This window comes from Symplocastrum torsivum (assembly GCF_059505465.1).
Genome location: NZ_JCACKQ010000045.1, coordinates 326,240 through 339,467 on the forward strand (window position 1 = coordinate 326,240; position 13,228 = coordinate 339,467).

Genomic DNA, 13,228 nt, shown 5'->3' on the forward strand with positions numbered 1-13,228 from the left:
CTAGGTTTTAGTGTTGTTGATGTAAAAGGCTTTGAACAGTTGAAGGACCTGAAGAAATCGAGAAAGCAAGTTCTCACAGACCTTACAGCGTTAGACGAGGTTTTATCCTGGTTTAACCAACTCGAACAACCGTCTATTCCCAAAAAGGTTTGGTTACAGTGCCAACTCGCCTTGGCGGAAGGTTTTACCAACGCGGTTCGCCATGCCCATAAAAACCTCTCACCTGATGTTCCCATCGATCTCGAAGTCACTCTATTTCCTGAACATTTAGAGATATGCATCTGGGATCAAGGACAACCCTTTGATTTAGAACAGCATCTTCAGAAATTGGATCGACTTGTCGATGAGCAGGCGGGAGGCGGTCGCGGTATCGCCATTTTGCAGAAAATCGCCGACAAGATCAGTTATACCCGTACAAATAACAACCGCAATTGTCTGTTGATTGTGAAGCGCTATCAGGAGATTTGATGGGAAAAGGGCGTTAAAACTTCAAATCTTTATGGTAGGTGTTTTAATTTTTAATTATTGCTTCTCACTCCTTACCTCGCACAGGCTGAACAGTTTTGGCTGGATGCTCGCCAGTCATAACAACTGAGACACCTCCAGAAGGAACAATCGTAATCCCTCGACGTACTGGTCGCACGGGATGTTGCGTTGTCAAGGCAAGTTGACAACGGGACAATATTGTGCCTATTACTAGTTTCATCTCAAACATTGAAAATGCGGCTCCAATGCAGCCTCGATAACCACCACCAAAGGGGAAATACTCATAGGGCGAAAATTTTTCATTGAGGAAGCGCTCTGGCTTAAACTCTTTGGGATTAGGAAACGTCTCTGAACGTTGGTGAGCAAGATAAATACAAGGAATCAGAATTACACCTGCATCAAAATGGTAACCTGCCAACGGCAAAGGTTCCAAAGTCCTCCGAGGTGTACAAATTAAAGCAATTGGGTTGATACGCAAGGTTTCGGCACAAACAGCAGTGAGGTAAGGCAGTTGCGCTAAAGCGTCTGGATTTAAGGGATTTCCTAGAGAATTCAGTTCTTCTTGCAGCGTCTTGAGTACAGACGGTGAGGAGTGAATCCAGTAAAACGCCCACGCCAGGACAGCGGCTGTAGTTTCGTAACCGAGTAGTAGCAGGGAGACTAACTGATCGCGTAACTCAACATCACTCATCTGCTGACCGTTCTCGTCATGGGCTGACATGAGCAGTGAGAGGATATCTGTACGAGACTCATCGTAGGTTGATCGGCGATCGCTAATTTCAGCATAAATCAGAGCATCAATTTCTTGACGACGCCGTAGGAACTGCCCCCAAGGACTCCATGCGCCTAAATCTCGTTGTAGAGGCGGAAAGAAAAACAGACTGGAATATAAAGGACTGGTAACGTCTTCCAGAAGTGAACTCAGGAGTTTTTCTAACTGCTGATAGCGCGGACCTGGATTGATACCAAAGACAACCCGCAGAATAATCTGGAGGGTAATCTCTGGCATCACCTTATGCATAGAAAAAGAGGAACCTATTGTCCAGGGTGCTGTTGCCTGCTTAGTAATCTCACAAATTAGCTGACCATAACTTCTCATGCGATCGCCATGAAAGGACGGCATCATCAACTGACGCTGACGCTGATGGCTTCGTCCTTCCTGCAAAATGATTGACTGTTCTCCCATTAGTGGCTCAAAGACATGAGTCGCCTTACGAAAGTCTAACTTTGATGAAGGAACAGCAAAAATCTCTTGAATCGCCTGAGGTTGACTGAAAAAAACTACTGGTGGCGAATTTAAACCGAGTACCCGCAAGGTAAAGGGGTCTCCATAGCGCTCGTAACAAGCGTCTAGAAACTCAGTGGGTTGAGCAATTAATTGAATCGTCTGTAGCAAAGACGGTGTCTGAGGGCCGTCGGGCAGTCTCATGAGGGCCTAATAAAACGTTTGCAAGAGTAGCAGAATGCTCTTCTCAGCATAGCGATCTCCCTCTCGAAGCGCACTCATCTTCATACACGCTTTAAACAGAACTAGTTATGCCTTGGGGCGATCGCTTTTTATATTGAGCGGTCAAAACCATCTGCATTCCTGATGGTGGTCCCAAGGTAACGCCACGGCGGACAGGTCGAACAGGACGAGTGTCAGCCATTGCTAGTCCCCAATGAGACAAAATTGTTACGAGTACCAGTTTCATTTCAAACATGGCAAAAGCGGCACCAATACAGCGACGGTTGCTGCCCCCAAAGGGTAAAAACTCAAACGAAGAAAATTGCCGTTCTAAAAAGCGCTCTGGCTTGAAACACTTGGGTTCCGGGTAGATATCTTCGCGGTGGTGGGTGAGATAGATACAGCCAACAATCGAAGATATCGTCATAGCTTTGGGCAGAATTCTCCATGTATTGTAGAGGGCGAGCAATCCATTGAAGCAGTTGCAGAAATTGTGGAGTCTTTGGACCATCTGGCAGTTTGACATTAGTCATAGGAGTTGCAGCAACAAAGGTTGTTCAATTAAATCAATCTAATGAATAAGATATTTCATTGCTAATAATCTCTACTAATGCTCTTGGAAGTGCCCTTTCTCGCCTTGCTCTTCCTGTAGGATCTACCTAATTGAAGCTAACCCTTGCAGGGACGCCGTTATTTGAAGAGGTATCTGAGATTATGACCACTGTTACCCAAGCCCCTAGCTTTTGTGAGGGAATTCAGTATTTTGGTGAAGCATTGCCGGGATTTGAGACGTTTGGCAAGGAAAGTGCGATCGCACAAGGACAAAACGCGATCGCAAACCCTAATGACGAAAGTGCTGTATTCCAAACCCTGCTAGCGGCTGATGCCCTACGCTACTTGATATTGCACGTTACCGCTAGTAAGTCATCAGGACATCCGGGAGGCTTTGCTAGTCAGGCGGAAGCTTACGCAGCTCTAGTAATGCTGGGTTACAAAAATATCTTGACAGAAGTCGGACATCATGCTCCTGGCTTCTATAGTGCCATGTTCCTCGACCGTTCCTTAGAGGATATGGGAATTTCAACAGTACAGCAATTGTGCGATCGCTTCCGGGAACAAGATGGGCTTTTGGGTCATCTTTCCGGTCAAATCCCTGGACTTCTCTCCCCTGCTGGTCCCTTAGGACAAGGACAGCACTTCGCGATGTCGGCGGCTTTACTCAACAACGGCACCCTCTTCCCCTTCACTATTGGTGATGGTGGGATTGGCGAACCCTATGTGATGAGTAGCATGGCTCACTTCCACACAGCGTTTCCCAGTGTGACGAACTTCTTACCCGTGCTGGTGTGGAACGGCTTTAGCCAAGAACATCACAGCATGGTTTCCACCCAGTCCAATGAACGGATGATCGAGTACTGGCGGGGTAACGGGTTTGAAAATGTCATCTTAGTTAATGCTAAGGACTATGATGATGCCAATCAGCCAGGTGATTACGTTGATAGCACGGCTTTCTCCTTTGAACAGCGGCTTGCCTTCACCAAAGCGGTTCTCAATGCGGCTGATGAAGCGGCGAAGTCTGCCCTAGGTGGCACCTTGACTGTGATGATTATCAAACAACTCAAAGGTGCAGGTGTCCATGATCGGGGGGCAAAATCTCACAACCTCTATGCTCACCATACGCTGGAGAGTGAAGATATCGTTGGGGCGCTAAAAGCCCGTGCGCTGACTCCTGAGGCGTGGGAACTGGTACGGACTAACTTTGAACGTGCTGGTGGTGGTTCCGCTAGTCGGGTTGCGGTTACGGAAAAAGTGCGATCGCTTCCAGAACTCGGTAAACTTCCTCTGGAAGAATTCACAGTCGGAGGTGAGAAAAAAGTCGCAACTACAGCAATGGGTGCGATCGTTGGGGCAGTGGGACTGCATGACACCTCGTTTATTGTCACCAACGCTGATGGGAACGAAGCTTCTGGGATTTCCAACATCAACAAAGCGCTGCAAATTCTCCACCCCACCACAGACGATCGCTACTTCCAAAGTCCAGCAGGACGAGTATATGAACCGCTAAGTGAAGATGCCTGTGCGGGTTTAGCCTCTGGGATTGCCCTGATGGGAGGGCGCAGTCTCTGGTGTTCCTACGAAGCCTTTGCAATTAACGGCTTACCCATTTGGCAGACTGTTACTCAAGCAATGGCAGAATTGCGTCGCTCAACGCCATCTAATATTTGTTTGTTCACCGCAGGTGCTTTGGAACAGGGACGTAACGGTTGGACGCACCAACGTCCGGAAATTGAAGCCTATCTTGCCGCGATGATGCGTAACGGCAATATCTTCCCCATCTTTCCCCCTGATGCCAATAGCATCCAAGTAGCGTATGAGTGGGCATTAGGTACCAAGAACAAAGGCATCATCATCACTGCCAGCAAATCTCCTTTACCCATCCATACCACCTTTGAGCAAGTCCGTCAGGGACTTCAGGATGGTGGCATTGTCTTGCATGAGGCAGCAGGTGAGAAAACGGTTGTCTTTGCCGTAGTGGGAGATATGAGTCTCCTCCCAGTGTTTGAAGCGGCTAAACAGCTTGCCTCTCAAGGCATTGGTGTTCGGATTGTCTCTGTAATCAGTCCTCGTCGCCTGTATCGTCCCTCTGATGTCTTGTGGGAAGCGGCTTCCGAATCGGATGGTGATTTCCTGGATGATGCTGGGTTTGAAACGATGTTTGGCGGTGATGCCCTCATTGGTGTAACAGGTGGTGCGGCTGGGATGCTGGAACCGTTGATGCTGCGGAGTACTGCGAAACGTGATGTCTTCGCTTGGAAACGAGGCGAAACGACTGCTACTCCTACTCAAATTATGGAGTTTAATGGCTTGTCACCTGAGGCTTTGGCGAAACGTGCGATCAATTTAGTACATTAAGCTGGAGGTGATGCCCCTGCCTAGTTTCGGCTGGGTGGGGGCTAGTCATCAGAAAGTAGGAGCGCTACACCTATGACGGCACAATCTATAGAAGAAATTATCTTTGTTAACGCACAACGTTTTGTCTTACCGGGTCGTCACAGTTGGCAGCAATTCAAGGCGATTCAAGCCTTGATGGCAGAGGTGCCAGGTGTACGAGTATCTTGTCTTGATGGGTGTGTGGAACTGATGACGATTGGTGAAGACCATGAAATTATTAAAACTATTATTGGTTTGTTGCTAGGACTCTACTTTCTAGAAAGGCGAATTGAGTTTATTCCTGTAGGCAGTGCAACTCGTGAGTCAGAAGTTAAAGGGACTTCATTTGAGCCAGATCAGTCGTATTACATCGGAGAAAGAAAAGAACATCCCGATCTTGCTATCGAAGTAGCTTTTACTAGTGGCAATACTAAGAAACTAGAAAAATATAAGCGATTGAAGATTGCTGAAGTTTGGTTTTGGGAAAATAACAAACTTTCTATCCACTATTTTCGCGGAGAAGATTACGAACCTATTTCCCGTAGTGAGTTTCTGCCAGATTTAGATTTGGACTTGCTAGTAAGCTGTGTATTAATGCCCTCACAGCTTGAGGCGATGACACAGTTTCTCTCTTGCATTCGACAGCAAGAAAGATAGATGAGTATTAATGTTTTCTGCTAGCGTCCTATCTAAACTAATGCTAATGGTTTAATTGGTAGCTAACAGCTTACGGGTTTCTACGTGTTCCAGTAATCGCGTCTCTCATTGCTTGGTATTATTCTTAAGTAAAAACCCTTGCTCTATGCAGATTATGAGCTAGGTAATTGATTGAGTAGTTCTTCGGCTTGACGTGCCCACTGAGCATTGCCCTGACTACTGTAGAGTTCTTTGGCATATTGCAAAACTTCTTGGGCATCACTCCAACGATTCTGGCGTAGAAATACCAACCCAGCACCGTAGTAAGCATTGGCATAATTAGAGTTACTTTGCGCCGCTTTGCGGAAGGATTCAAGTGCTGCATCAAAGTTTCCCTCATTGAATAAAATTGAGCCAATATTGTAGTGAGCTTCTGGATATTTAGAGTTAATTTTAATGGCTTGTTCAAATGACTTTTTTGCTTCATCTACTTTGCTTCGTTGCAGATAAATCAACCCTAAATGATATGCCGGTTCTGGTGCATTTGTGCTGAACTGCATCGCACTTTTGAAAGCTGCGATCGCTTTTTCTTGTTCTCCCAATTGCGAAAGCACTAAACCATAGTTGTAATGAGCAACACCAAGGTTAGGTTCCAGTTCCAGTGCCCGTGATAGGTACTCTCGTGCCTGCGGTAAGTTATTCCCTTCCAAAAGCGCTGCCCCCAAATTGGCATACGCCATCGCGAAGCTGGAATCTATCTGGGTGGCGCGGTAAAAGGCATCGGCTGAGGCTTGCAATTGCCCTGCTTGCCGTAGGGCTAAGCCAAGGTTGTAATGGGCTGGGGCGAGTTGTGGGTTCAGTTCAGCCGCCCGTTGAAAAGCTGCGATCGCATCTGGCAACTTACCCTGTTCAATTAGCGCCAGTCCTTGATTAAGCTGCTCAAGCGCAGCAGGTTGTGTCGGTTTTAATGCCGGGAGTGACTGTGCCAAGGGTTCGATAGCAACAGCACTAAAGGTCGCTCCATTAAACAACAGTAAACTCAACCCAATGGTGAAGATGGGGAGATGGCGGGATGGGGAGATGGCGGGATGGGACAAGCGGAGATTGAGTCGCTTTCTGTTGAAAAATGTTAAGCTTGTTTGGAGAAAATCTTGCTTTATTTTGAAACAAATTCGTTTCCAGTTGTTGCTTAAATTCATAAAAGTTAGAAGTCATTCATTCCAAGTAATCTAACTTAATTTTTGAAGAAGTTTCCCTTACAAGACATTGCAAGAATTGTTGTATTGAGGTGAGAACGCGCTAATCTCACAGGCAGATAGTTTTGATCCCATATAAATATTGGCATCGGCAACTCGTAGTCGGGCATTTAGTCGCTATGGCGTAAGCTTATGCCAAGCCACTCAACATTAGATTATTCTGGGGGCGAATCATGAACGAAAATGTCAGTTCTGCCACACGTAATGTAGCAATTGTTGGTCCGTATTTAAGTGGTAAAACAACCCTTTTAGAAAGTTTGCTGTCCGTCACAGGTGCGATTTCTCGCAAAGGCAGCATTAAGGACGGTAACACAGTAGGCGATGGTGCAGCGGAGGCACGCGATCGCTCGATGAGTGTAGAAGTATCAGCGGCGAGTACCGAGTACGAAGGTATCCGCTTCAACTTTTTAGATTGTCCCGGTTCTGTAGAGTTTACTCAAGAAACCTACAACGCTTTGATTGGTGTCGATGCGGCTGTAGTCGTTTGTGAACCTGTAAGCGATCGCGTCCTCACACTTGCCCCTTTATTCAAATTCCTCGACGATTGGGAAATCCCGCACCTCGTATTTATCAACAAAATGGATCGGCTCACTTGTGATGGTGATGCCTGTGGTAGCCCTTACCGAGAAGTTCTGGAGGCACTAAAATCTGTCTCAACACGCCCCCTGATACCGCACCAGTACCCCATTGGTAAAGGGGAACACCTAATAGGCTTTATTGATTTAGTCAGTGAGCAAGCCTATCATTACCATCCTGGAGCTGCCGCTGACCCTGTGCCACTGCCAGAATCCTTGCAAGAGCAGGAAAAGGCGGCACGAGCCGAAATGTTAGAAGAGTTAGCCAATTTTGACGACCACCTGCTAGAAGAACTATTAGAGGAAATTGAACCACCAACAGAAGAGATACTCCAAGACCTGAAGATGGAATTGGGGGCAGACTTAATTGTGCCTGTATTTATTGGTGCGGCTGAGCAAGATTATGGAGTCAGACCCCTGATTGAGGCGCTGTTACGGGAAGCGCCAACGCCAGAGACAACGGCTGAGCGACGAGGATTGGCTGGAGACACCAACACCGCTGTTGCCCAGGTGCTAAAAACCTATTACACGCCCCAAGGTGGCAAACTCTCACTGGTGCGTGTCTGGCAAGGTCAGCTAACAGATGGCATTATCCTCAATGGTGTTCGTGTTGGTGGCTTGTACCGTATGCTCGGTCAGCAACAACAGTCAATCTCGGAAGCCTCTGCGGGTGAAATTGTTGCACTTGGACGCTTGGAAGATATTCCAACCAGTACAACCCTAACCACGAATGGAAATGCGATTACATTACCCAAAGCTGAATCACTTGTACATGTCTATGCATTAGCGATCGCACCAGAGAAACGCAAAGATGAAGTGAAGCTCAGTGGGGCATTAACTAAGCTTCAGGAAGAAGACCCCTCTCTTGCCTGGGAACAACATGGCGACACCCACGAAATTATCCTCTGGGGACAGGGTGAAATTCATCTCCAGGTTGCACTAGACCGACTGCGGCGCAAATATAACTTGCCGATGAGTACTCACCTACCACGAGTACCCTACAAAGAAACAATCCGCAAAGCCACCTCTTCTCACGGACGCTACAAGCACCAAAGTGGCGGTCATGGACAGTTTGGTGATGTTCACCTCGACATCAAACCATTGTCCCGTGGAGAGGGCTTTAACTTCTCGCAATCGATTGTGGGTGGTGTTGTTCCGAAGCAGTACATCCCTGGTGTCGAGATAGGAGTTCGGGAGTATTTGGTGCATGGCCCTCTAGGCTTCCCAGTCGTTGATGTTGCGGTGACGTTGACGAATGGCTCTTACCATAGCGTCGATAGCTCTGAACAGGCGTTTAAGCAGGCAGCACGGCTAGCGATGACGGAAGGAATGCTCAATTGTGAGCCAACCCTTCTGGAACCGATTATGTCGATTCAGGTATGTGCGCCTAAGGAATATACCTCGAAAGTCCTGCAACTCGTTACTGGGCGCCGTGGGCAAATTCTCGGCTATGAAGGTCGTTCTGATTGGCCCGGTTGGGACTGTGTATCTGGCTATCTCCCGCAGGCAGAGATGCACGACTTTATTGTGGAATTGCGATCGCTCACGCTAGGGGTGGGCTTCTTTCACTGGCAATACGACCATCTTCAGGAAGTTCCAGGTAAGTTGGCGGAAAACGTACTGGCAACCATGAGCCACAGCAATGGTAACGGTAACGGTTAATCTGCTTTATATCGGGCACTAGATAACTGGTGCCCTAGTTGTTCCTACGCTTAACCTGCTTCGAGTTAGGAATAAAGCTGCATAACGCTAGTGAGGGGGAGACGCGACTGCACTCCTAATGTGAGTCCAGAAGTATGTCCTCGACTGAGATGATCAGCCGCCGCACAGCCAATCATCGCCGCGTTGTCGGTGCAGTATTTGAGGGGAGGGAAAAGTACCCGCAAGTTGTGACTGGCAGCCGCCGCTTGTAGGTGCTTTCTCAATCCGCTGTTAGCAGCAACACCACCGCCAACGGCAATCGTATTTAGACCATAATCCAAAGCACAGGCGATCGCGCGTTTGGTAAGCGATCGCGCTACGGTTTCCTGGAAGCTAGCGGCAATGTCATTGACAGGTAACTCAAATGTATCCTGTTCTAGTTTCTGTACCAAGCGCAGTACCGCTGTCTTCAAGCCGCTAAAACTGGAGTCATAGCGGTGATAGCCGCCATCAGGACGGGAAATCTTGCCGTCTGGTAGGGGAAACGCTGCCGGATTACCAACTTTTGCTAAGCGGTCAATCACTGGGCCGCCGGGATACCCTAGCTTCAACAATCGCGCTACCTTATCAAACGCTTCACCTGCTGCATCATCACGGGTTTCTCCTAGCGTTTCGTAATGACCACAGTCTTTGACATAAATTAAGCTGGTGTGACCGCCAGAAACCAGTAGACACAAGAAGGGTGGCTCTAACTCTGGTTCAGTGAGATAGGTCGCGTAGATGTGACCTTCTAGATGATGAACGCCGAGAAATGGCTTTTGGTGGACAACGGCAAGGGTTTTAGCGGCTGTTAAACCGACTAGCAAGGCACCGACTAATCCAGGGGCGCAAGTAGCGGCAATTCCATCAATCGCATCCCAGTCGAGTTCAGCTTCAACGAACGCTTGTGCGATCGCCTGATTAATCGTCTCGACGTGACTGCGCGAAGCCACTTCCGGTACGACTCCACCATACTGTTGATGAACCGGAATTTGAGAAGCAACGACACTACTACAACAGATACGATTTTTAACAATCGCTACTGCTGTTTCATCACAACTAGTTTCTATCGCTAACACGCAAGTCATTTGCGAATGACCTTGATAAAAAGGCTACTTTTATTTAATTAAACTTTACTAGGCTAACCCATCGGAGTAATATTGCTTGGATGTACAGAGAGTTCCATCTTCTCTTGTACATAGAACTTTTTGTTTTGTAACAAAAGGAAATATTTCATGCGTCGATTGTTAGCTTTGATTTTTGCCGTTAGTCTGTGGTTTACCTATACAACCGCAGCCTCAGCAAACACATCGGAACCGAAAGCGGGACTTGTGCCATGCAGTGAATCCCCAGCTTTTCAGCAACGGGCTAAGGATGCTAAAGATACCATTGGCGATCCCCGTTCAGGAGAAAACCGATTTGACTATTACAGCAAAAACTTCCTTTGCGGCCCCGATGGTTTACCTCGCATCATCGCGGATGGTAGCCTGAGTCATGCTGATGAATTTATCATCCCTGGCTTACTATTTCTTTACATCGCTGGTTGGATTGGTTGGGTTGGTCGTTCTTACCTGATATCGGTCAGAAAAGAACCTAATCCAGAAATGAAAGAAATCATCATTGATGTGCCCCGTGCCCTCAAATTCATGTTAACTGGCTTTACTTGGCCCTTAGCAGCGATCAAAGAATTTCTTTCTGGTGAACTAACCGCTAAGGAAGAGGAAATTCCAGTTTCACCTCGTTAATCTTGTTTAACTTACTTACTGAATTTTGGGAGAATAGTTCATGGCAGCAAAACAAAATGATTTTCTTACCTGGCTTTCCCTGGCACCAGTCCAGCTTATCCTTCTACTCTCAGGTCATGCTGTGCTGTTAATCGCAATAAATATCCTTTACCCAGATCTACTCTCTTTGGGCTAAGGTTCTGACAGTAGTCGTTGAGAAAAGCCATCTTTCAAGGTTTTCTAATTAGAGTTGGTTGAAACCCGTGATTGTTGAAAAGCGATCGCGGGTTTCATGTATTACAAATGTCGGTCTAAGATAGCATAGTCATGAGGAGCTTAAGTTGCTTCTGTAGCTTGCTTTTTATTGGAATATCCAGAAGTGAGAAAAAGATGACTGGAAAGAAGATTTTAATGCTTGTAGGTGACTTTGTTGAAGACTATGAGGTGATGGTACCTTTCCAAGCATTACAAATGGTAGGACATACCGTTCATGCTGTTTGCCCTGATAAAAAAGCGGGAGAAACAGTAAGAACAGCCGTTCACAACTTTGAAGGTGACCAAACCTACAGCGAAAAACCAGGTCACAACTTCAAATTAAACGCGACATTTGATGAAGTAACCGCTGATTCCTACGATGCCTTGGTAATTCCTGGAGGTCGTGCCCCGGAATATATTCGCCTCAATGACAAGGTACTCGAAATTACCCGTCACTTTGCCGAGACAAAGAAGCCCATTGCATCCATTTGCCACGGATTGCAGGTTTTAGCGGCAGCGGGTGTACTCGAAGGCAAGAGTTGCACCGCTTACCCCGCTTGTGGCCCCGATGTCACCCGTGCGGGTGGACTCTATGTTCATATTCCACCGGATGAGGCGATGGTTGATGGCAACCTGGTAACCGCACCCGCATGGCTTGCACATCCTAACTGGTTAGCGGAATTCTTGAAGCTTTTGGGAACCAAAATTGAGCAACAAGAAATGGTTACCGCTTAATACCATATTCCTGTTAGATGGACGTTCTGGGAGGATTGTTGAACTCAATCTATAGACTTTCAGGTGTTAGGTCGTAGGTGGTAGGTTTTAGGGGAAATCTCAACTCCACGACTTGAGGAACGGGTGATTATGGTGCTATCGCCTGATAGTCGTATTACTTTGCTACGAAACAGCGATCGCTTACCTGTCCCGCAGAATATCCCCTTGAATCTGACGGTTGAGCAAGTGTTTGCCTAGTTGCGAACGTCCAGATGAATTGAACAGAAAGTGCGATCGCCTTTTAATTGAAGAGAATGATTGCTACAACACGCCGCACTAACGCCCCTTAAAAAAAGAAATGACCTCTGTTCGTAAACCAACAAAAGACGAGATTCGTGCTGCAGTTGGTAGGACTATTCCAGACATCATTGCGCCTGACTTGCACATCTTGTTTTGCGGCATCAATCCCAGCCTGTATAGTGCAGCCGTGGGACATCACTTTGCACGTCCAGGGAATCGCTTCTGGCCAACCTTACATGGGGCAGGCTTCAGTGAGCGATTGCTGACACCATTTGAAGATCGCAACCTCCTGCAACGGGGATATGGTCTTACAAATATTGTGGAACGGGCAACAGCAAGGGCTGATGAATTAAACCCGGAAGAACTCCTTACAGGTCAACAACAGTTGGCAGCCAAAGTGCAGCACTATCGACCCCGGTTTCTTGCTGTGCTGGGGATTGGGGCATATCGCACAGCATTCAATCAACCGAAGGCAGTGATGGGACGACAGGGCGATTCGCTGCCTGGTGCAACCATTTGGGTACTGCCCAACCCCAGTGGGTTGAATGCCCACTATCAACTTGATGCTCTCAAACAGACCTATCGAGAACTCCTATTGGCTGTTGAACAATAGGATTGATTCAAGTTAAGTAGGGAGGAACACCACGATTATGATGAAGAGAGTAGCGATCGCAATCCTTATCAATGTCTTCAGGCTATTCTCCTCTCGATCTTTCATTCCAACGCCTTCGCGAGGTACGTGCTGCACTGCTCCGTCTTCATAAGGCACTCCTCGACTCAGAACGAGATGTGTACGAGCAGTTTCATGGACGTATTCGGTCAAACGGAGAGTTTTTTCAGCTTGTTCTCGAAGATGAATGGTTTAGCTGGCTGCGCCCATTCTCTCAATTCATCGTTGAGATTGATGAAGCCCTAAGTGCAAAGGAACCCATAACATTGGACAGAGCCAACGAGTTGTTAGACGCAGTGCGCTCCTTGGTTTCTCCCGCAGAAGAAGGGACGAATCGAGAGCAGCGTTACTATCAAGCTATTCAACGCGATCCAGACATTGCGCTCATGCACGCAGAAGTGTCAAGGTGGCTAACGACTGGGCGTTAACTGAGTGACTCGCCCAAAGAAGCAAAGGCAGCTTACTATTCATCTCAAAATCAGCAGGGGCGCACTGCTGTACGCCCCACCATACCAATATGCTTGCCTTGGGATGCTCACATCATGCCTGAAACC

The 13,228-nt window shown here is 47.4% G+C and carries 12 protein-coding genes and 1 pseudogene; 9 read left to right on the plus strand and 4 right to left on the minus strand.

All coding sequences use genetic code 11. The annotated features are described in order from the left end of the window. The first annotated feature begins 39 nt into the window (after positions 1-39). Positions 40-468, plus strand: a complete 429-nt coding sequence (locus AC5JL3_RS15245; RefSeq protein ID WP_496075274.1) for an ATP-binding protein — start codon at positions 40-42, stop codon at positions 466-468. A 64-nt stretch (positions 469-532) separates the two neighbouring features. Here AC5JL3_RS15245 and AC5JL3_RS15250 read toward each other — a convergent pair whose 3' ends face one another. Together AC5JL3_RS15250 and AC5JL3_RS15255 are read right to left on the minus strand one after the other, a co-directional pair. Continuing rightward, a complete protein-coding gene (locus AC5JL3_RS15250; protein WP_496075275.1) occupies positions 533-1,915 on the minus strand; it encodes a cytochrome P450 in 1,383 nt (460 codons plus the stop codon). A 91-nt stretch (positions 1,916-2,006) separates the two neighbouring features. Next, a pseudogene (locus AC5JL3_RS15255) lies at positions 2,007-2,345 on the minus strand (cytochrome P450); the annotation flags it as partial. A 302-nt stretch (positions 2,346-2,647) separates the two neighbouring features. Between AC5JL3_RS15255 and AC5JL3_RS15260 the strand changes: the two are divergent. Further along, positions 2,648-4,846 carry a phosphoketolase family protein gene (locus AC5JL3_RS15260; protein WP_496075276.1) on the plus strand — a complete coding sequence of 733 codons (2,199 nt, stop codon included), beginning with the start codon at positions 2,648-2,650 and terminating at the stop codon, positions 4,844-4,846. 72 nt (positions 4,847-4,918) lie between these two features. Continuing rightward, entirely contained in the window at positions 4,919-5,521 is a 603-nt protein-coding gene (locus AC5JL3_RS15265) for a Uma2 family endonuclease (protein ID WP_496075277.1), read from the plus strand. Between the two features lie 152 nt (positions 5,522-5,673). Here the strand turns inward: AC5JL3_RS15265 and AC5JL3_RS15270 are convergent, their stop codons facing one another. Continuing rightward, positions 5,674-6,699, minus strand: coding sequence for a tetratricopeptide repeat protein (locus tag AC5JL3_RS15270; RefSeq protein ID WP_496075278.1), 1,026 nt, complete (start codon positions 6,697-6,699; stop codon positions 5,674-5,676). A 230-nt stretch (positions 6,700-6,929) separates the two neighbouring features. On the opposite strand from AC5JL3_RS15270, the gene AC5JL3_RS15275 reads away from it, so the two are divergent. Beyond that, entirely contained in the window at positions 6,930-8,993 is a 2,064-nt protein-coding gene (locus AC5JL3_RS15275) for an elongation factor G (RefSeq protein ID WP_496075279.1), read from the plus strand. A 65-nt stretch (positions 8,994-9,058) separates the two neighbouring features. On the opposite strand, the gene tsaD is transcribed toward AC5JL3_RS15275, so the two are convergent. Then, positions 9,059-10,099, minus strand: a complete 1,041-nt coding sequence (tsaD, locus tag AC5JL3_RS15280) for a tRNA (adenosine(37)-N6)-threonylcarbamoyltransferase complex transferase subunit TsaD (RefSeq protein WP_496075280.1) — start codon at positions 10,097-10,099, stop codon at positions 9,059-9,061. A gap of 147 nt (positions 10,100-10,246) precedes the next feature. Between tsaD and AC5JL3_RS15285 the strand changes: the two genes are divergently transcribed. From AC5JL3_RS15285 to AC5JL3_RS15305, 5 genes are all read left to right on the plus strand, one after another. Then, positions 10,247-10,756, plus strand: a complete 510-nt coding sequence (locus tag AC5JL3_RS15285; protein ID WP_496075281.1) for a Photosystem I reaction center subunit III — start codon at positions 10,247-10,249, stop codon at positions 10,754-10,756. Between the two features lie 40 nt (positions 10,757-10,796). Next, positions 10,797-10,931: a Photosystem I reaction center subunit IX gene (locus tag AC5JL3_RS15290; protein ID WP_192220997.1), complete on the plus strand. Its 135-nt coding sequence runs from the start codon at positions 10,797-10,799 to the stop codon at positions 10,929-10,931. Between the two features lie 194 nt (positions 10,932-11,125). After that, a complete protein-coding gene (locus AC5JL3_RS15295) occupies positions 11,126-11,725 on the plus strand; it encodes a DJ-1/PfpI family protein (protein ID WP_496075282.1) in 600 nt (199 codons plus the stop codon). A 337-nt stretch (positions 11,726-12,062) separates the two neighbouring features. Then, positions 12,063-12,617 (plus strand): G/U mismatch-specific DNA glycosylase, encoded by a 555-nt coding sequence (gene mug, locus AC5JL3_RS15300; RefSeq protein ID WP_496075283.1) that lies wholly within the window; start codon positions 12,063-12,065, stop codon positions 12,615-12,617. A 71-nt stretch (positions 12,618-12,688) separates the two neighbouring features. Further along, positions 12,689-13,102 (plus strand): hypothetical protein, encoded by a 414-nt coding sequence (locus AC5JL3_RS15305; RefSeq protein WP_496075284.1) that lies wholly within the window; start codon positions 12,689-12,691, stop codon positions 13,100-13,102. Positions 13,103-13,228: the final 126 nt, after the last annotated feature.

Coding starts and splice junctions, on each gene's coding strand:
- AC5JL3_RS15250 (WP_496075275.1), bottom strand. CDS start 1,915: ATGAGACTGCCCGACGGCCCTCAGACACCGTCTTTGCTACAGACGATT.
- AC5JL3_RS15260 (WP_496075276.1), top strand. CDS start 2,648: ATGACCACTGTTACCCAAGCCCCTAGCTTTTGTGAGGGAATTCAGTAT.
- AC5JL3_RS15265 (WP_496075277.1), top strand. CDS start 4,919: ATGACGGCACAATCTATAGAAGAAATTATCTTTGTTAACGCACAACGT.
- AC5JL3_RS15270 (WP_496075278.1), bottom strand. CDS start 6,699: ATGAATTTAAGCAACAACTGGAAACGAATTTGTTTCAAAATAAAGCAA.
- AC5JL3_RS15275 (WP_496075279.1), top strand. CDS start 6,930: ATGAACGAAAATGTCAGTTCTGCCACACGTAATGTAGCAATTGTTGGT.
- tsaD (WP_496075280.1), bottom strand. CDS start 10,099: ATGACTTGCGTGTTAGCGATAGAAACTAGTTGTGATGAAACAGCAGTA.
- AC5JL3_RS15285 (WP_496075281.1), top strand. CDS start 10,247: ATGCGTCGATTGTTAGCTTTGATTTTTGCCGTTAGTCTGTGGTTTACC.
- AC5JL3_RS15290 (WP_192220997.1), top strand. CDS start 10,797: ATGGCAGCAAAACAAAATGATTTTCTTACCTGGCTTTCCCTGGCACCA.
- AC5JL3_RS15295 (WP_496075282.1), top strand. CDS start 11,126: ATGACTGGAAAGAAGATTTTAATGCTTGTAGGTGACTTTGTTGAAGAC.
- mug (WP_496075283.1), top strand. CDS start 12,063: ATGACCTCTGTTCGTAAACCAACAAAAGACGAGATTCGTGCTGCAGTT.
- AC5JL3_RS15305 (WP_496075284.1), top strand. CDS start 12,689: ATGTCTTCAGGCTATTCTCCTCTCGATCTTTCATTCCAACGCCTTCGC.